This window comes from Faecalibacterium hominis (ex Afrizal et al. 2022) (assembly GCF_049545105.1).
In the GTDB taxonomy this organism is placed as follows: domain Bacteria; phylum Bacillota; class Clostridia; order Oscillospirales; family Ruminococcaceae; genus Faecalibacterium; species Faecalibacterium duncaniae.
Genome location: NZ_CP186860.1, coordinates 2,954,931 through 2,972,279 on the forward strand (window position 1 = coordinate 2,954,931; position 17,349 = coordinate 2,972,279).

Annotated in this window: 17 protein-coding genes and 1 pseudogene; 8 read left to right on the top strand and 10 right to left on the bottom strand. The window is 50.6% G+C overall.

Going from position 1 to position 17,349, the window contains the following annotated elements; all coding sequences use genetic code 11:
* Positions 1 to 73: 73 nt before the first annotated feature.
* From ACKXGA_RS14230 to ACKXGA_RS14245, 4 genes are all read left to right on the top strand, one after another.
* A complete protein-coding gene (locus tag ACKXGA_RS14230; RefSeq protein WP_007890426.1) occupies positions 74 to 766 on the top strand; it encodes a response regulator transcription factor in 693 nt (230 codons plus the stop codon).
* Positions 763 to 1,794, top strand: coding sequence for a sensor histidine kinase (locus ACKXGA_RS14235; RefSeq protein WP_055192238.1), 1,032 nt, complete (start codon positions 763 to 765; stop codon positions 1,792 to 1,794). Before ACKXGA_RS14230 ends, ACKXGA_RS14235 begins: the two co-directional genes overlap by 4 nt.
* Positions 1,795 to 1,976: 182 nt before the next feature.
* Positions 1,977 to 2,642: an ABC transporter ATP-binding protein gene (locus ACKXGA_RS14240; protein WP_015536575.1), complete on the top strand. Its 666-nt coding sequence runs from the start codon at positions 1,977 to 1,979 to the stop codon at positions 2,640 to 2,642.
* A gap of 16 nt (positions 2,643 to 2,658) precedes the next feature.
* The gene (locus ACKXGA_RS14245) at positions 2,659 to 5,151 is read left to right on the top strand and encodes an ABC transporter permease (RefSeq protein WP_423729745.1); all 2,493 of its coding nucleotides are present in this window, start codon (positions 2,659 to 2,661) and stop codon (positions 5,149 to 5,151) included.
* 222 nt (positions 5,152 to 5,373) lie between these two features.
* Here the strand turns inward: ACKXGA_RS14245 and ACKXGA_RS14250 are convergent, their stop codons facing one another.
* The 3 genes and pseudogenes from ACKXGA_RS14250 to ACKXGA_RS14260 form a co-directional block, all read right to left on the bottom strand.
* Positions 5,374 to 5,502 carry a DUF6061 family protein gene (locus tag ACKXGA_RS14250; RefSeq protein WP_227612017.1) on the bottom strand — a complete coding sequence of 43 codons (129 nt, stop codon included), beginning with the start codon at positions 5,500 to 5,502 and terminating at the stop codon, positions 5,374 to 5,376.
* Between the two features lie 79 nt (positions 5,503 to 5,581).
* Positions 5,582 to 5,905: pseudogene (locus ACKXGA_RS14255) on the bottom strand (toprim domain-containing protein); the annotation flags it as partial.
* Positions 5,906 to 6,245: 340 nt separating this feature from the next.
* The gene (locus tag ACKXGA_RS14260; protein WP_342760537.1) at positions 6,246 to 7,742 is read right to left on the bottom strand and encodes a glycosyltransferase; all 1,497 of its coding nucleotides are present in this window, start codon (positions 7,740 to 7,742) and stop codon (positions 6,246 to 6,248) included.
* 513 nt (positions 7,743 to 8,255) lie between these two features.
* On the opposite strand from ACKXGA_RS14260, the gene ACKXGA_RS14265 reads away from it, so the two are divergent.
* From ACKXGA_RS14265 to ACKXGA_RS14275, 3 genes are all read left to right on the top strand, one after another.
* The gene (locus tag ACKXGA_RS14265) at positions 8,256 to 9,215 is read left to right on the top strand and encodes a MarR family transcriptional regulator (protein ID WP_112116545.1); all 960 of its coding nucleotides are present in this window, start codon (positions 8,256 to 8,258) and stop codon (positions 9,213 to 9,215) included.
* Positions 9,199 to 9,540 carry a hypothetical protein gene (locus ACKXGA_RS14270; protein ID WP_186850374.1) on the top strand — a complete coding sequence of 114 codons (342 nt, stop codon included), beginning with the start codon at positions 9,199 to 9,201 and terminating at the stop codon, positions 9,538 to 9,540. The genes ACKXGA_RS14265 and ACKXGA_RS14270 overlap by 17 nt, the downstream gene beginning before the upstream one ends.
* A 213-nt stretch (positions 9,541 to 9,753) precedes the next feature.
* Complete coding sequence (locus ACKXGA_RS14275) at positions 9,754 to 10,236, top strand: NADAR family protein (RefSeq protein ID WP_112116541.1); 483 nt, start codon at positions 9,754 to 9,756, stop codon at positions 10,234 to 10,236.
* 310 nt (positions 10,237 to 10,546) lie between these two features.
* Here ACKXGA_RS14275 and ACKXGA_RS14280 read toward each other — a convergent pair whose 3' ends face one another.
* From ACKXGA_RS14280 to ACKXGA_RS14305, 6 genes are read right to left on the bottom strand one after another with little or no spacing between them, the layout of a single operon-like run.
* The gene (locus tag ACKXGA_RS14280; protein WP_423729746.1) at positions 10,547 to 11,311 is read right to left on the bottom strand and encodes a DUF4366 domain-containing protein; all 765 of its coding nucleotides are present in this window, start codon (positions 11,309 to 11,311) and stop codon (positions 10,547 to 10,549) included.
* A complete protein-coding gene (locus ACKXGA_RS14285; protein WP_015536499.1) occupies positions 11,295 to 11,567 on the bottom strand; it encodes a DUF4315 family protein in 273 nt (90 codons plus the stop codon). Before ACKXGA_RS14285 ends, ACKXGA_RS14280 begins: the two co-directional genes overlap by 17 nt.
* Positions 11,568 to 11,579: 12 nt before the next feature.
* Positions 11,580 to 13,322, bottom strand: a complete 1,743-nt coding sequence (locus ACKXGA_RS14290) for a C40 family peptidase (RefSeq protein WP_423729747.1) — start codon at positions 13,320 to 13,322, stop codon at positions 11,580 to 11,582.
* Positions 13,315 to 15,684, bottom strand: coding sequence for a VirB4-like conjugal transfer ATPase, CD1110 family (locus ACKXGA_RS14295; protein ID WP_348817180.1), 2,370 nt, complete (start codon positions 15,682 to 15,684; stop codon positions 13,315 to 13,317). The genes ACKXGA_RS14290 and ACKXGA_RS14295 overlap by 8 nt, the downstream gene beginning before the upstream one ends.
* Entirely contained in the window at positions 15,659 to 16,021 is a 363-nt protein-coding gene (locus tag ACKXGA_RS14300; protein WP_181573324.1) for a PrgI family protein, read from the bottom strand. Before ACKXGA_RS14300 ends, ACKXGA_RS14295 begins: the two co-directional genes overlap by 26 nt.
* Positions 16,022 to 16,036: 15 nt before the next feature.
* Positions 16,037 to 16,843, bottom strand: coding sequence for a VirB6/TrbL-like conjugal transfer protein, CD1112 family (locus ACKXGA_RS14305; protein WP_349936142.1), 807 nt, complete (start codon positions 16,841 to 16,843; stop codon positions 16,037 to 16,039).
* On the opposite strand from ACKXGA_RS14305, the gene ACKXGA_RS14310 reads away from it, so the two are divergent.
* Positions 16,737 to 17,012 carry a hypothetical protein gene (locus ACKXGA_RS14310; RefSeq protein ID WP_348802371.1) on the top strand — a complete coding sequence of 92 codons (276 nt, stop codon included), beginning with the start codon at positions 16,737 to 16,739 and terminating at the stop codon, positions 17,010 to 17,012. The genes ACKXGA_RS14305 and ACKXGA_RS14310 overlap by 107 nt on opposite strands.
* A 118-nt stretch (positions 17,013 to 17,130) precedes the next feature.
* Here the strand turns inward: ACKXGA_RS14310 and ACKXGA_RS14315 are convergent, their stop codons facing one another.
* Positions 17,131 to 17,346, bottom strand: a complete 216-nt coding sequence (locus ACKXGA_RS14315; protein WP_015565185.1) for a Maff2 family mobile element protein — start codon at positions 17,344 to 17,346, stop codon at positions 17,131 to 17,133.
* Positions 17,347 to 17,349: the final 3 nt, after the last annotated feature.

A 17,349-nucleotide genomic window follows, 5' to 3' on the forward strand; every position in this document is an offset into this window, starting at 1 on the left:
TATATTTGTCCTTGTAACATTTCACGGACATTTGCCTGTTATACTATCTGCAAAAAGCAAAGGAAGTGAGGATATGAAGCAGATTTTAATTGTCGAGGACGACAGTTTTTTGAATAAGATGTTGGCCTATAACCTAACCGCAGACGGCTACGGCGTGACTTCTGCCCTAAATGCCAGAACCGCAGCCGAAGCCATCCGCCAGCGGGAATTTAATTTAGTGCTGCTGGACATCAACCTGCCGGACGGGAACGGTTTTGAACTGTGCAAGCTGATAAAGCCCCAGCACCCGGATACCATCGTGATTTTCCTGACCGCCAACGATCAGGAGAGCGACCAGATACGGGGCTATGAGGTGGGCGCGGTGGACTACATCACAAAGCCCTTTGTGATCGGGGCCTTGCAGCGGAAAATCAAAGCCATGTTCGCCATGCTGGAACACCACAAACCGGCCAAGGACATTTACGACGACGGGCGGCTGTTTCTGGACTTCTCGGAACAGACGGCTTCCTTAAATGGCAAGCCCCTGACCCTATCCCCGATGGAGTACAAAATGCTGAACCTGTTCCGCAAAAATCCCCGGCAAGTGCTGACCCGTGGGCAGCTTTTGGAAAAGCTGTGGGATATAGACGAAAGGTTTGTAGACGAACACACCCTGACAACTTCTATCAGCCGGATTCGCAGCAAGATTGAATCCGACGGCGGCGCGCCCTACATCAAGACCGTTTACGGCATGGGCTATCAATGGACGGGAGGCGAGGCAAAATGAAGTTTCAAAACCTCTCGGTAAAGCGGCTGTTTGGCCGGGTGGCAATAGGGTTTGCCCTCTCCATGTCCGGGATCACCATAGCCCTTTTTCTTGTGACAAAACAGACGGCGGTGCTGCTGACGGGCGGGGCGCTGCTGTTGTGCGCCCTTGTAGGGATTTTTGTACTGACGCAGGCGTTTGGAAAACGGTTATCACAGTTTACCGCTGACCTGTGCCAGACCTTAGACCACATGATTGCCGGAAATGAAGCGCCCCAGCGGCCAGAGGACAGCGAAACCCAGCTTGCCAGAATCGGACACCGGCTGGCAAGGCTTTACCAGATCATGCAGGAGAACCGCCGCCGGGTGGACGAGGAACGGCAGGAGTTACAGACCCTTGTATCGGATATTTCCCATCAGGTGAAAACGCCGGTAAGCAATCTGAAAATGGCGACGGACACCCTGCTGGAAAAGCCTATGGCCGAGGCAGAGCGCACCGACTTTATCCGGGGAATCCGCAGCCAGACGGATAAGCTGGACTTTCTCTTTCAGGCCCTTGTGAAAACCTCCCGTCTGGAAACAGGCGTGATCCAGTTGGACAAGAAACCGGGCCGCCTCTTTGATACCGTGGCACAGGCCATGAGTGGGATCGTGTATGCAGCGGAGAAAAAGGAAATCGCCGTGTCCGTGGACTGCCCGGAGGATTTGACCGTTTCCCATGACAGCAAGTGGACATCGGAAGCCCTCTTTAACCTGCTGGACAATGCGGTGAAGTACACCCCGGCAGGCGGGAAAATCGCTGTGTCTGTGGTGCTGTGGGAAATGTATGTGGAAATCAAAGTGACCGACACTGGCAAGGGCATTTCCGAAAGCAATCAGGCCGCTATCTTCCAGCGCTTCTATCGTGAGGAAGAAGTACACGAACAGCAGGGTGTGGGCATTGGCCTGTATCTGGCCCGCGAGATCGTAACGCGGCAGGGTGGCTATATCAAAGTGGTTTCGGAGCCGGGCAAGGGTTCGGAATTTTCCATTATGCTTCCCTTGCGTTGAGAGAAACTTTCTGCTTCGGGTCAAGTTGGCCCGAAGTGCAGAGATAAAATGAAATGTCCGAGCGTTGTAACATTTCACCTCAATTTTCAATGAATTTTTTTAGCCGCTGTAACATTTCGCGGACATTTGGGTTTTACAATACACTCATCAACAGGTAGGAAGCCTTGAAAGGAGTTTTGAATATGAGCGTTTTACAGACGATTGACCTGAAAAAGTATTACGGTACAGAACCGAACATTACCCGCGCCCTTGACGGCGTAAATTTCTCCGTGGAGGACGGCGAGTTTGTGGCTGTTGTGGGAACCTCTGGTAGCGGCAAGTCCACCCTGCTTCACATGATGGGCGGGTTGGACACTCCCACCAGCGGAACCGTGATTGTCCGAGGCGAAGAACTGGCAAAGAAGAACGACGAGCAGCTTACCATCTTTCGCCGCCGCAACATCGGCTTTATCTTCCAGAACTATAACCTTGTTCCCATCCTGAATGTGTATGAGAACATTGTCCTGCCGGTGGAGTTGGACGGGGACACGGTGGATCAGAAGTTTTTGGACGAAATTGTTCACCTACTGGGGCTGGAAGATAAACTGAAAAATATGCCGAACAATCTATCCGGCGGACAGCAGCAGCGTGTGGCTATCGCCCGCGCCTTGATTACCAAACCGGCTATCGTGCTGGCGGACGAACCGACCGGCAATCTTGACAGCAAGACCAGCACTGAGGTGCTGGGGCTTATCAAGCGCACCAGTGCGGAGTTCCGGCAAACCGTTGTGATGATTACCCACAACAACGATATTGCCCGTCTTGCAGATCGGATTGTCCGCATTGAGGACGGCAAAATTGTGGAATAAGTAGGGGTGGCAGACTATGACATGGCCTTTTGAAAATGATACCAGTAACATTGAAAAGAAACTGGCAAAGCGCAGTTTGCACCATGAACGGCAGCGTAATTTATTTGCAATCATTGCTCTTGTGCTAACTGCATTTATGATAACTGCGACATTCAGTATTGGTTTTAGTTACTTTGAAACCTACCAAATGCAACAAATTCGGTTAATGGGAACTACCGCTGATGTCGGAATCACAAATGTAACAGAAAATCAGTTGGTTGACATTTCAAAATCAAACCTTGTCCTTGACGTAGGTATACAGCAGCGTTTAGGCAGTGTTGATACAGAGCAACTGCAAAATGCGAGATTAGGTATAGTTTGGATAGATGATACCGAGTGGGAACACCACCGTCTTCCTACTATATCAGGTGTTGTAGGAAATTACCCATCAAGTAAAAACGAAATTATGCTACCTACATGGGTGCTTGAACAGATGGGCATTTCTGATCCGCAAATAGGGATGGAGATTGTGTTGTCGTACCAAATTGGCGATAGCTATAATTATGTCTCAGACACCTTTTTGCTGTCGGGCTACTATACGGACTACATTCCAATGCGCACAAATAATCGTGGTTATGTTTATGTTTCATCCGCTTTTAAGGATAGCTTAAATGTATCACTGGATAATAGTGTTACGGCAATGATCCGTTTTCAAGGCAATGATAATGCTGACAAAAACTGTGAAAGATTGCGGCGTGAGATTGACTTTACAGAAGGGCAAACATTTGAAATTGCACCATTAGAACAGGCAAATGGTGGAACTATTATTTTAGCTGTAATAATTTTAGCAGTTTTTATATCCTTTAGCGGCTATCTGCTGATTTATAATATTCTTTATGTCTCTGTCGTAAAAGATGTGCAATTCTATGGCCGTCTTAAAACGATTGGAACGACCCAAAGGCAGATAAAAAGAATTATCTATAAGCAGGCAATCAGAATCTCTTGTATTGGTATTCCGATTGGTCTGTTACTTGGTGCGGTTGTTTCCTTTGGCATTGTTCCTTACTTCCTGAATATGATGTATTCAACAAATTCTGATGTGGGAACAAAAGTATCTTTTTCGCCGTTTATTTTCATAGGAGCGGCCATATTTACGTTCATTACCGTTATGATTGCAAGCATGAAGCCCGCCAAAATTGCCGGAAGTGTTTCACCAATAGCAGCACTCCAATATACAGCAGCCAGCACAAAGAGCAGCGCCAGAAATTGTAGCAAAATGAAGTTGTCCAGAATGGCATGGAACAATGTCTTTCGTAATGCTAAGAGTACAACCCTTGTTTTTGCATCGCTTTTTTTCGGCCTTTCCTTGTTCCTTGTCGTCACAGGGCTATTACATGGTTTAAGCCCGGAGAATTATGTGAGCCAATGGGGAGTAAGCGATTTTGCACTCACATATAGTATCCACGAAAGAGAAGATTTAATTTCCAGCGAAATGGTTTCAGAGATTGGTCAGCTTGACGGCATTGAGAATTTGAGGTTGACCTATGCACCTTATCCTCAAGTAGCAGCAGATGTTGTATATGACGATGCTGTATTTCACGAGTTTCTTGCGTCATTAGACGGAGTAAACGGCATTGATTTTTCTGATCCGGCAAAATTAGAAAATTATCAGCAAAACTTTTTTAGCGGGGTTTTTGGAATTGACAGTGCATATTTGGAAGAAATCAATAAAACCTTAAACTTGCCTATTGACACGTCTGCCTTTGAACAAGGAAAGGTTGTGCTGCTGTCCAAAACAGTAGAAGGCCTTATTCAGCCAGGGCAGGAAATAACAATCCAGACGCAGAACGGACAGCATTCCTTTATTGTAGCGAACGGTTATTTGAATGAAGGGTTTCGAGCAGGAGGAGGCAATGAGAGAGGGACGGCTCCTGATTTGTATATTAGTCAAACAGCTTTGAAAGAACTCTTTCCGCAATATAGAGTGTTCCGCGTGGCCTTTGATACGGATGGTCAACATGACGAAAGTATACTGCAAGAATTAAAGCAAATCACCGCATCACAAGCTAACATTGATATTATATCCCGATATGAACGGCGAGAAGAAATGCAGGAATATCTCATTACAGCAAAGGTTTTAGGAACAGGGTTGTCCGTGATCCTGCTGCTTGTTGGTGTCATGAACTTTGTCAATACAATGGTTGTCAATGTAAATACTCGGCGCTATGAATTAGCTGTTCTTGAAAGCATTGGAATGACAAAGCGACAAATCAAACGAATGCTATTTATGGAAGGTTTCTATTATTGGGGCGTTTCCCTTTCCCTTGCAGTCACCATTGGAACAGCAATCTTCATCTTGCTATATATGATTTTTAGTAAAGTGGCCTATTATGCTGTTTTCTCCTATCCATTTATCCCACTGGTGCTGGTGTCTGGACTGGTGTTGCTAATCTGCCTTATTGTGCCTATATGGGTCTACAAAACTGACGTTAACCTTCCAGTTGTGGAGCGATTGCGGTTGACAGAGTGAGTTTAATCAAATAGCAAAACATCCTTAGATCAATCATATCGAAGCGGAGCAGATTTTAGCTGCTCCGCTTCTTTAGTATTTTTCAAAAAATTCTTTTGAAATGTCCGAGCTTTGTAACAATTCAGCCTGTTTTTCTGTCGAAATCAAAGGCACCTCGGACATTTATAGTTCTTCCAAAAGTTTGATGATAATATTACCATTCATGGAAGAAGCAATCTGTTATTACAATAATGCGAAATTGACGATAGTGCCATCATTAAATTGGGCTTCCACCCGGTTGGTGTCCATGTTGTAGCGGCAGGAAAGCGCTTTTTGAGAGTGATTATGGTCGAAATACTGATTTCGTTTCATTTGAATTGCTCCTTAAATGATTTTTGGATTTGATTTTCAACGAGATGAGGTCTCTTTTTCCTTTCTCTTAAGTCACCCAACCGCACTGTCCTGCATCGGTTGCACAGATCAGACTCTCCACATCTTTCCGCTGCATGAGCTTTTTCAGGATTCCGAACTGCTTTTTCGTGCTGGCGGACACCTGATACTGCCAATGTTCCGGCAAAATCGGAAGATCATCATACTTCCACTTTGCATACTTTTCATCATAGGCTTCCGGCTGGGAAAGTTCCACCAGATGCCCCACACACCAACTGACAAGGTAGCCATTGCCCTCCATATAACCGTCCCCGCGCTGATCTGCCCCGATCACTTTCGAGAGACTCATGGCAACCGAGGGCTTTTCCGCTAATACAAGCTTCATTCGATACTGCTCCTTTCGCAAAAAAATTAGCAGCCAGGCACCGAAGCGCATGACTGCTATGTAAGGAACGGTATTCTGTTTTAGGTCTACAAACTGGGGCTTTTATGATCTTGCCACAGCTTATCAGTCTATGCACGTCAACTGTTGAAACCGCCGTGTACCGAACGGTACGCACGGTGGTGTGAGAGGACGGCGGCTAGTCACCGCCTCCTACTCGCTTGTGCCCATGTTTCGGCCCTCCACATCATCACTCCGCGCATGCGTTGTGCCTCGCCGCAACGCATTCTGCCCCTCGCTGACTCATCGCCAGGCATCGCTGATGGTGTTCGTCTGCCCATCCTCACTTCTGCAGTATCTGCTTTTCGTTCTCCTGCACACGCCGCTCGAGCGCTGTATACTGCCGGAGCTCGTCCTCGGTAAATCCCCGGAACTTCGCCTGCTCGTAGTCACGCTCCGCGGCCGCGATATCCTGCAGCACCGCATCCGACGCCGGCAGCAGCTCGAGACGAATCATCCGCGGCTCGCGTTTTTTCTTCGTCATTCCGTTCGCGTCTGCATCCTGTGCCTCGCCACGCTTTCCGAAAAGACCGGTCGCCTCGGCTATTTCCGCCGCTTCACGTCGTTTCCTCGGCACGTCGACCACTTCGAGCATCCCGCGTGAGACCAGCTTCTGCAGCGCGGCGCGCAGATCCCCGCGGCTCATATGCATCAGCTCCGCGAGATCCTTCCGGCTCAGCGCCTTTCCGGCATCCTTTCGATCAGTCGCCTCCACGGCATCTTCCCGCGCAGGCATCTGCGCTTCAGCCCCTCGAGTGAGCGCCTTTCCCGCGTCCTTCCGATACAGCAGCAGCGACAGCTCCGCCAGCGTCATATCATACTTCAGCGCCACCGACTCGAGATAGCGCTCGAGCAGCTTCCGGTCGCGGTACTTCTCCACGATGATCCCATCCTCCGAAATCACCTCCTGCAGCGCCTGGCTCCGCTCCTCACCGAGCTTCTGCGTCCCCGGAATCGTCGCCGGGAACACGAAACCATCCTTCGCCGCATCCACTAGAAAATGATAGACCTGCAGCCGCTTCCGCTCATACGCATCCTCATCCAGCACATGCTTGAAGAAGTCGTTGTAGCACTCGAACATCGCGAGTTTCATCTCCACCGTCCGCGCGAAGCTGATCTTCTGATTCACCAGCGAACCCTTCGTCTTCACATAATAGTAGACCGGCGTCCGCAGCGCATAGAACGTCGTCGCATAGCGCACATACTCGAGATTAAACAGAAAATCCTCGCACCAGCTGAGCTTCGCATCCATCCGGATCCCGTGCGCCTCCACAAGCGAGCGCCGGTACAGCTTATTCCACAGCACCCCATAGTAGTAGTCCGCCGGGTTCTCCATCATGAAGCCAACGAACGCTTCACGCCCGATCACCTGGTCCGCGTCGATATCCCCCTTCCGCGACACCATCTCTCCGACGACACGATAGAAATCCGCGATCACCATGTCGCAGCCCGTCTCCTCGGCCGCCCGCACCATCAGCTTCGTCGCATCCGCCGTCAGCCAGTCATCACTGTCCACGAACTGCAGAAACGTACCCCGCGCCCGCGCGATCGCCTGGTTTCGCGTATCCGACACCCCCGTATTCTCCTTATGCACGACCACCACGCGCGCATCCGCCCGCGCATATCCGTCGCAGATCTCCCCGGACCGATCCTTACTTCCATCATCCATGAGGATCAGCTCGAAATCCCGAAACTCCTGATTCAGAATACTGTCCACACAGCGCGCGAGACTCTTCTCCGCGTTATACACCGGCACGATGATACTGACCTTCGGCTCCATAGGCACCTCCATCAAAAAACTACTTCTAGTTGTACCATAAAACCCTCCCGTTGACACTCGTATATTTCTGCTCACTTTTCCCGGGCCAATGTCTCGGCCCTCCGCCTGCTCACTCCGCGCCCACGCGTCCGCACCCTCCACCTTCTCACGTCGCGTCCACCCATTCGCACTCGTTGCCTTTATCGCGCCCATGCCTCCGCCCACTACCTCCTCACGTCGCATCGAAGCACCAATTCCCTCATGAAAATGTCATATTACAGCATAAATTCGCTCATGAAAGTGTAATGAAGCACGGATTATTCCCTCATGAAAGTGGCAAAATACTGAAAAGAACGCTCATAAAAGTGGCAGAGCACGGAAATCTGAGAGGAAAAAGAAGGTGCCATGGTGTTAAATTATTCTTATGATATTTCCGCTTCCTGATGATTTTTTTGAATTATCTTAACTTTAATATCGAAACTTAACTTAAAACAAGTTATAATACAAAAATAGAGTTAAATAGAAGGAGAACATATGGAATATCTCTATAAAGTTCTGGGAATTAAAGCGACAGTTCAGCGCGCAGAGTTTGACCATCTGCCCAATTATATAGCTGTAAGGTATCGTTTACAGAAGGTATCCATGGATGGACAGAAAGTGATTTTTCTTTATCCAAAGACAGAGTTGGAGCAGATCGAAGTGCTGAAAAAGCATATTGCCCGTATACAGAAAAAAGAGAACCTGCCTGTCGTGCTGGTGCTAAACGAACTCAGTTATCGTCAAAAGGAATATCTGCTTCGTGAAAAGATCCCGTTTATCGTAGATGGAAAACAAATCTATCTGCCGTTTATGAGCGTGTATTTGCAGGAGCGGTGCGATGCGGAGAAGCAGCCAAGAGAAGATCTGCTTCCGTCGGCGCAGCTGCTTTTATTGCATTTTATTTACGGCGGCACGAAAGAACTGCCGTCGAGCCAGGCAGCGAAGGATTTAAAGCTGACAGCTACGTCTATATCGAGAGCATCGAGACAGCTGGAGGAGATGGGGCTGTTGCAGATAAAGAAAGCTGGTGTGCAGAAAATTCTGCTGTCCGAAGATCCGCCGGAAGTGCTGTTTCAGAAAGCGGAAGAGACTCTGTTGAATCCGGTAAAGCGAACGGTCTATGTTCCGAAGGAGTATATTGGGGCGGATATGCTGGTAAGCGGATATTCGGCACTGGCAGAATATTCGATGCTGAGCGCACCAGCCGTCGAGTGCTATGCGACAGATAAAATATCTCAATGGAAAAACGTTATGACAAACAGACTTCAGGATTCGAAGACTCAGGTGGCGGTAGAAATGTGGAGATACGATCCTCGGATTTTAGCTACTGGACATAGCGTTGACGCGCTCTCGCTGGCTCTGACATTAAAAGATGATACAGATGAACGTGTTGAACAGGCAGTGGAAGAACTGCTGAGCGAAGTATGGAGAAAGATAGATGGTAGGAAAATATAAAGTAGTCACGCTCTGTGGCAGCACCCGCTTCAAAGAGCAGTTCATGGATGCCCAGAAGCGGCTGACGCTTGCGGGTTATATCGTCATCAGCGTCGGGCTCTTCGGCCACGCCGGCGATCAGGAAGTCTGGGACGGCATGGACGAAGGAACCCTCTCGAAAACGAAGGAAATGCTCGACGACATGCACAAACGGAAAATCGACATGGCTGACGAAATCTACGTCATCAACGTCGGCGGCTACATCGGTGACAGCACCCGCTCGGAAATCCAGTACGCCGAAGAGCACGGGAAACCGGTCCGGTACTACCAGAACATCCGTAAATAGGAGATGCTGAGTCAGCTTTCGGAGGCGAGACAGGATATCGCAGATGGAAAGTGCAAAACCGGCGCCCAGGTAGCCGAGAACCTGGGAAAAAAGTACGGATTTATATAAAGACAGCCGAAATCAGGCGTATGATGTGAAAAATTTTGTCGTAGAACAGTGCTATGATCATAGTGCAGAAAACCATCTGCAGCATATAGACAGGAGGAACGGATTATGAATACAAAGCAGATCATCGGCTTTCACAACCCGGATGAGGAATACGGATATTTGAGTAACTGGTATCGGTCGGATTTCGAAAAGGACGGCATCCGGTTTTCATCCATGGAGCAGTACATGATGTACCAGAAGGCGCGCTGCTTTCGGGACGAGAAGGTCGCCGCAGAAATCCTGAAAACCGATGACGTCGGCCGCATCAAGGAACTGGGCCGCCAGGTTTCAAACTATGATGAAAGCAGATGGAACGGCATGCGCCAGATCCTCGTCTACGAAGGCCTCCTCGCAAAGTTTGAGCAGAACGAAGACCTGAAGGCTCAGCTCAAATCCACCGGCGACGCCATCCTCGCAGAGTGCGCCGTCAAGGACCACATCTGGGGCATCGGCTTATCGATGAAGGACCCAGATCGACTCGACGTGAAAAAGTGGCACGGAACGAACCTGCTGGGGTATGCACTCATGATCGTACGAGAACGGGTGTGAAGGGCGAAAATCCAGATACCAATATAAATACGTATTTGATGATTTATAGATATGAATAAATGCAGATCAAAATGCGCAGAATATGAGCACTTATAGACATTTAATCAACACTATATGAAAATATGCCTATTATTTTTGAGAGATGCTGGATGGTAAAATTCCGAGTTGTTGAGCTGTTCTTACTTTCTATTTTATCAGATATCGCCTACAGAGTCCATAGCTTCATAGCTCAAAACAGTTCACCCACCAACCATTTGGCTATGTAAAGGGGACGGCTTTTCAGCCGCCCCACCGGTCAACGCTGCGTTAATCAGACAGGTTCATCGTCCGATTCCGCTTCATAATCCTCGTTGACATCCACTTCTTCGTCCTCGTCACCATCATCCTCCGGCAGCTGGAGCGTATCTTCATCCTCATCGTGATAATCCGCATCCGGGTCCGGCTGATTTTTCTTGGACGCAGGCTTTACGCCCTTCATCTTGATATAGAGATAACCGCCGCCTGCCGCCAGTGCAATCAGCACGACCACACCCAGAAAGCCGGATGCGATCTTTGTGACCTTGTTTTCCTTGAGCTGTTCCGTGCCGGATGCCGCCGCTTCTTCTGCGGCTTTCTTGGCTTCTTCCTCGGCTTTCAGCCTGTCCTGTTCAGCCTGCGCCGCCGCTTCCTTTTCGGCGGTATAAGCGTCCGCATCTTCTTCCTCCATCAGAGCCAACAGGTCGGCTTCATCCACAAGGTTCATAAAATGGACGGTCTGCGCCCCTTTACTATTCCTGTCAATGACCAGATAGAATGTGTTGCCGGACTTCGACACCAGCGTAATGAACTGCTGACCACTGCCATCGGAATAATTGATGTGGTAATCGTCCACCAGTGTCAGGTTGCCCTCCGGGGTCAGAGCACCGGTTTCCTCATCGGTCACGGTGACTACATCTTCTTCATCGGTGGTAGAAGTCAGGACAGGCTGTTCCACTTCCTCCGTAGGCTCACCGCCATAGGCAAAAGCAGGAGCCGCCATGCCAGCGCACAGTGCCACCGACAACATCAGAGCACAGAACTTATTCATCATCTTCATTATCAGATTCCTCCTTGTTGAACGTAGCACCGACTGCGGACAACGCAGCCGGGGTCGGAGTGGAAGTTGCAGACTGGCGCAGCAGGGCGGCAAGCTGTTCCGGCGTAACCTTGGCGGTGCGCACCATCTCATTCACCTCGGCAGCTTCTGCTTCCTGAATCCGTCGTTCAAGGCTTTCAATGCGAGTGTTGATCTTAATGCGACGCTCCCTTTCCTTTTCCAGAGAAGCGCGCAGCTTATCGAGTTTTTCGCTCATGTTTTCCTCCAATCATTTTGAGAGCCGCCCGAAACCGGACAGATATTTCTGCCAGTAGGACGAGTGAATGTTTGCGTACTTGATGGGGTCGCCGGCGGACACCATCATCCCGTTTCCAAGGTAGATGCCCACATGACTTTTTCCCGGAGTATCATACGTTCCCTCGAAGAAAACAAGGTCACCGGGCTTTGCTTCGGCTTCGCTGATGTGCTGGCTCTTGTTCCACAGGCCGTTGGCGGTGGTGCGTCCCACATCGTAGCCGTTCTGGTTGTAGACCCAACAAACGTAGCCTGAACAGTCAAAGCCAGTTTCCGGGGTAGAGCCGCCCCACACATAGGGCGTACCCACATACTTTTGGGCTTCCTTGTAGATGGCGGCAAATTCCTCATCCGTCAAGGCTTCCGCTGGAACCTGATAATCAATGCCCGGCGCGCCAGAGCCATCGGAGCCACCGGGCGGCAGTCCACCTTTGAACAGATATGGCCGACCACCCAACGTATCCTGAAAGATCTCATAGCGTTTCCACTGGTCGTTGTCCAGTTCCTCCCGGATAACGACCTCCAGCCCTTTATTCACCAGCTTTGTGTGAAAAATTCGATACTCATAGGGGACTTGCACGGTGTAGGGGATGCCAGTAAAAATGTCGATCATCACTACCGTGCGGTACCGGGTCTGGACTTCCACCCATGTGGTCAGCTTGTATTGCTTGGCAAACGTCTCCTTGAGTTTTGCCTGTACCTCGCTGCGGGTGTAGTCGTCATAAAGAGTAGTCAGGAACGAAGTGAGCTGCCAAGGATCATGTTCAATAGCATCCAGATGGTATCGGTATTCGTCATAGCCGGGGTGGTCGGCGGGGGTGCGTTTGATTTTCTTATCCAGTTCCTTTTCCAGCTTCTTGTAGTCGGTTTCGGCTCCCCGGATGTCCCGGTCCTCTGCGGTGTAAATGGTCTGACCGGATACCTGCGTGGTGCCGGAAAACAGAATGGAACAGGACGAAAATGCCGACATGACCAGCAGCAAGAGCAAAAGAAAAACGCCCACGATCAAAAGAACGTGCGCGTTGCTTTTTGCAAAATTGGCAATGCCGTTGACTGCGGTGCTGACCACCGATCTTCCTTTGTCGATGACCTGCTCCACGCCGGATCGGGTGGCAGATGCACCGTTGGATGCCGCTTTGCCGCCTGCGGTCTGCGCCGCTGTGCCCGAATGGGCGGCGGCATAGTAACTTTGCCGAATGTCCTGTTTCTGCCGCCATCGGGAGAGCCAGTTGGAGCCGCCCTCGCCGGTGCCGGATGCGCCTGCATCTTGTGCCGCAGGCGGCTTCTGCACGGAAGATTTTGCGGTTTTGGCACCCTTCTTGCCCTGCATCTTGGCTTTCTTTTTCAGCTTTCTGGCGTAACGGCTCTTGGAAATATCGTGGGTAGTCTCGGCAGCTTTTTCGCCCTCGCTTAAAGCCTGCGTGCCCACATTGTCGTCCTCGTACTGATCAATCTCTCGATGTGCCGCAGACCGGGCGGCAGCAGCGGCATACATAGCACGTTTCTGCTGCTTTGTCATGCGGGATGCTTCATCCGGGGTTATCTCGGCTTTGCCAAAACGCAGATGCTGGGATTTCTCCGCAGCTTTGTCTGCATCCTGTTTCAGTTTCTGCTTTTTGGGCACCGACTGCTCCACTTTAGACTTTTTCGGAGGGGAGCGCGTAGCCGTGCGCTCCTTTTCCTCCTCGAATTTCAGCTTCGGCTGTTTCTCACTCATGCTTTTGCGCCTCCGCAACTTCGGAAAGGCGGGTCGTAAGGATGCGGTAGAGTTCAAGGTCTTTCGGGAAGTGGTCAACAAAGGGCAGGATCACGTTGCCGAAGAACAGCAGCCCTTCGCCCTCACCGGAGTGAGTGACGTAGGAAAGCTGATGGGGCGAAATGTTCAGCTGCTTCGCCAAAATCTGCCGGTCTCCGTTCGCTTGATTGAGCATATAAACGAAGTCCGAGTTCTCGAAAATGTTCGATACTTCGGGGCTTGCCAACAGGTCTTTGACGTTCTGCGTCAGGGCTGTCGGGATGCCACCCCACTTACGAAAACGCTTCCAAATTTCAACGCTGTATGCCGCAGTTTGCTCCTCTTTCAGCAAAAGGTGGAACTCGTCTGCATAGTACCGGGTGGATTTTCCGGCACTACGGTTGGCGGTGACACGCCCCCACACAGCATCCTGCACGATGAGCATACCGAGTTTTTTCAGCTGTTTGCCAAGCTGTTTGATGTCAAAACAGACGATGCGGTTATTGATATCCACGTTGGTGTGGTGGTTGAAAATGTTCAGACTGCCCTTGACGTAGATTTCCAGCGCAGCCGCCACATGGCGGGCTTCCGGTTCATCTTGCGTCAGCAGGGCGTTGTACAGATCTTCCAACAGCGGCATATTTTCCGGGGTGGGATTCTCGAAATACTTGCGATAGATCACATGGACGCAGCGGTCAATGACCGTCTTTTCCACTGGCTGCAAGCCCTCCTTGCCGCCCACCACCAGTTCGCACAGGGACAGTACAAAATCGGCTTTCAAAGCCAGCGGGTTATCCTCTTCCGAATAGTTGCTGTTGATGTCCATCGGGTTGATATACTGGGTGCTGGCAGGGCTGATGTGGATGACCTGCCCATGCAGACGCTCCACCAGCGGAGCGTACTCTGCTTCCGGGTCGCAGATGATAATATCATCGTCTGTCACGAGGAATGCATTGCAAATTTCACGCTTTGCGCTGAACGACTTGCCGGAGCCGGGGGTGCCCAGAATCAGACCGTTGGGGTTCTTCAGCTTTTTGCGGTCAACCATAATCAGATTGTTGGACAAAGCATTCAAGCCATAATACAAGCTTTCTTTGCCGTTGTCGAACAGTTCCTGTGTGGTAAACGGCACAAAAATCGCCGTGCTGCTGGTGGTCAGACCACGCTGGATCTCAATCTGACAGTCTGCCAGTGGCAGGCTGCTCATCAGCCCCTGCTCCTGCTGAAAATCAAGGCGGCATAATTCGCAGTTGTGCTTCTGCGCAATGCTGACCGCCTGAAACACGTTGGTTTCCAGTTCCTGTTCGGTCTTTCCGGTGTTCAACACCAGAAAAGTGACAAGGAACATCCGCTCATTCTGGCTCTGAAGCTCCTTCAAAAGTGCCTTGGCATCCCTGCCGTAAGTCGCCAAATCAGACGGCAGCACGTCCATGTCGTATCCGGCGCGGACAGCTTTTTTCTGCTCCTCGATCTTGCTGCGGTCGAGTTCGGTGATGGTGTGCTTGATGGTTTTGATGGCCTTGTTCTGGTCAACGGACTGGATGTGCATGGTAACGATCTGGCTGGAATCCATGTCCAGAAAATCCTTCAGCAACTGGTCGCTCAGGTCAGAAGCCGTGATATTCAGAAAGCTGACCGCTCCGAAGATGCCGCCCATCTGAAAGGTGCGGCTGTTCTTAAACGCCAGCGCAGTGGGGGCAATGGCATCCTTTACGGACAGACCACTGGGCACAAGGTCTTTCCAGTTGAAGTGGAACTTGTTGGCTCCATCCATGTTCAGCATCCCGTGCATCAGCCGCAGACGCTCCGTACCGTCCAACGGCTTTGCCAGAACGCCCAACCTGTGAAAGTTGTTCATCAGGTCGTTCTGGATGTGCTCCAACCGAGGTTTGACCTGCGCCATGCTGTCGCCCTCGATGCCGTAGGTCAGAAACTTCGTTTTCGTCAGGCCGTTGTTTCCCTTGGAAAGCTGCTGCCGCAACATCTGGCTGTACTCGGCTCGCACATCATCAAAGCCATCCTGCTGGTACGGGATGCGGATGGACTTCTCGAAGTCTGCCGAATCGGTGGCGGTATTCACGAAAGACAGTTCAAAGTGGATAGAGCTGTCGAAAAAGTTGAGAAAAGAGCACCATTCCTCAAAGATGGCGGTCTTGTCCTCCTGCTGCGCCAACTGATAGTTGATATCCTGATACTGGATGGTGCGGGTGTAGTAGCCGGGACGGACACGGCAGGTGCCGTCCTCAAACATCCGCTGGAACGGAATGCTCTCCTGTGCCGTGCGGGGCACTGTGGGCTTGGGCGGCTTTTTGCCGTCTTTATTCTTTTTCAGAAACGGAATCATGGGTGTCATCTCCCTTCATAAGCAGTGCATAGTAATTGCGGGTCTGGTACGGACGCACCTTCGGACGAATAAAACGCGCCTGAAGGTAGTACCGCAGGATCTTTTCGGCGGGCTGACCGTTCTTCTGGTACATGGCCAGAAAAAACATGGGCAGCATCACCGACATCATGCCGAGGGTAGCACCGGAATTGCCAGCGGTGTCCCGCAGAACAAAGAACAGCGGCACGCCTACGACTGCCGCTGCACCAAAACAGACGAGCTGCCGGGCGGTCAGGTTGAAGGCTACTTTGGACTTCACCTTGCTGAAATCGCGCGGCACGGAAATATAAGCTGCCAAAATTTCACCTCCGAATCAATGGGCACCCAGCAGAGTTTTGGCGACAGAGCTGGTCTTGAACAGCGAGAAGCAGAGCAGCACGGTATACCCCACGATGCTCCAGATCGAGTTGATGGCATCCCCGGATATTGCAACATTCTGGAGCAGAACAGCGTAGATCGCCACGCAGATCAGGATCAGGAAACCTTGAAATCCCAGCGCGAACAGAGAACGAAGATAGTTCTGTCCAACATGGGATTGCTCATGGTTGCCCCATGTTGCCATGGGCACCGGAGCCAGACTGACCATCATGTAGATCTCAATCATTCTTCCGTAGACGATGACGAAAATCACGATGGACAGGATGCGCATGGTGATACCGATGAAGAAGGACTGCAAGAACAGCCCGAACAGGGGTCCTACGTCCATCTGCATCATGCTGGATTGCAGCATCGACAAGCCGATATCGTTGACCCTTGTGTTGCCGCTGATGATGCCGCTGGAATTTGCCACCACCTGCTGCGTCACGTCGAACACCGCCATGATGATGTCGAAAGTGTTGGAGATCATCCAAACCGAAATGGCAGTTTTGAAGATCCATTTCATCAGTAGCGCAGGCTCAAATTGTGCCATGTTGTTGTGCTGTGTGATCATCTCGATCAACTCATAACAGGCGATGAAGGTCAGAATCACGCCTGCAATGGGCAGCACCACATTTCGAGAGAGGGCTTCAATCATGGCAAAAACTCTCGGTTCAAAACTGGATGGTTTGGTGCCGACCTGTTGTGCGATGTTGCCCACTTGGGTGTTCACATCATCAAACAAGCCGGAAAGATTGGACATGATCGCCGCTGTCAGCAGCGACTTGATCCAATCTGAGATCGCTTTGAGAACTGTTTCCACTCAGCGCCACCACCCATCAAGAAAAATGGTTGATAAGGGTCTTGAGCAGGTTGAGCAGAAAAATAAGGTGAGTCAGAATCTGCATAATAGCACCGTCCTTTCAGAATAAAGGTGAATATTCGATTTGCAATGCGTTTCCTCTTGTAATAAGAATCCGTTTGCCACGGAGGGGCTGGAAACACTTGCAAGTAAATATGTACGGGGCGGCAGACGCCGCCCGGAAAAGATTAGCCGAACAGACCGCTCAGCAGGGGGATCAGGGTGATGCCAATCAGGGCAACACCGCCGCCAGCCATGAGTTGCTTCATACCCTGACTTTTTGCGGAGGGGTTATCGCCGCCGTAACCCTCCATCAGGTTGACGGCACCCCACACGCCCAGACCGGCACCCAATGCCACAACCAGAGTCTTCAGAACGTCCACTGCGCTGTTAAAGAATTCCATAGA

Bases quoted from the DNA above. Each gene is read 5' to 3' on its own strand.
- ACKXGA_RS14230 (WP_007890426.1), top strand. From the start codon at position 74: ATGAAGCAGATTTTAATTGTCGAGGACGACAGTTTTTTGAATAAGATG.
- ACKXGA_RS14235 (WP_055192238.1), top strand. From the start codon at position 763: ATGAAGTTTCAAAACCTCTCGGTAAAGCGGCTGTTTGGCCGGGTGGCA.
- ACKXGA_RS14240 (WP_015536575.1), top strand. From the start codon at position 1,977: ATGAGCGTTTTACAGACGATTGACCTGAAAAAGTATTACGGTACAGAA.
- ACKXGA_RS14245 (WP_423729745.1), top strand. From the start codon at position 2,659: ATGACATGGCCTTTTGAAAATGATACCAGTAACATTGAAAAGAAACTG.
- ACKXGA_RS14250 (WP_227612017.1), bottom strand. From the start codon at position 5,502: ATGAAACGAAATCAGTATTTCGACCATAATCACTCTCAAAAAGCGCTT.
- ACKXGA_RS14260 (WP_342760537.1), bottom strand. From the start codon at position 7,742: ATGGAGCCGAAGGTCAGTATCATCGTGCCGGTGTATAACGCGGAGAAG.
- ACKXGA_RS14265 (WP_112116545.1), top strand. From the start codon at position 8,256: ATGGAATATCTCTATAAAGTTCTGGGAATTAAAGCGACAGTTCAGCGC.
- ACKXGA_RS14270 (WP_186850374.1), top strand. From the start codon at position 9,199: ATGGTAGGAAAATATAAAGTAGTCACGCTCTGTGGCAGCACCCGCTTC.
- ACKXGA_RS14275 (WP_112116541.1), top strand. From the start codon at position 9,754: ATGAATACAAAGCAGATCATCGGCTTTCACAACCCGGATGAGGAATAC.
- ACKXGA_RS14280 (WP_423729746.1), bottom strand. From the start codon at position 11,311: ATGAAGATGATGAATAAGTTCTGTGCTCTGATGTTGTCGGTGGCACTG.
- ACKXGA_RS14285 (WP_015536499.1), bottom strand. From the start codon at position 11,567: ATGAGCGAAAAACTCGATAAGCTGCGCGCTTCTCTGGAAAAGGAAAGG.
- ACKXGA_RS14290 (WP_423729747.1), bottom strand. From the start codon at position 13,322: ATGAGTGAGAAACAGCCGAAGCTGAAATTCGAGGAGGAAAAGGAGCGC.
- ACKXGA_RS14295 (WP_348817180.1), bottom strand. From the start codon at position 15,684: ATGATTCCGTTTCTGAAAAAGAATAAAGACGGCAAAAAGCCGCCCAAG.
- ACKXGA_RS14310 (WP_348802371.1), top strand. From the start codon at position 16,737: ATGGCAAAAACTCTCGGTTCAAAACTGGATGGTTTGGTGCCGACCTGT.
- ACKXGA_RS14305 (WP_349936142.1), bottom strand. From the start codon at position 16,843: ATGTCCAATCTTTCCGGCTTGTTTGATGATGTGAACACCCAAGTGGGC.
- ACKXGA_RS14315 (WP_015565185.1), bottom strand. From the start codon at position 17,346: ATGGAATTCTTTAACAGCGCAGTGGACGTTCTGAAGACTCTGGTTGTG.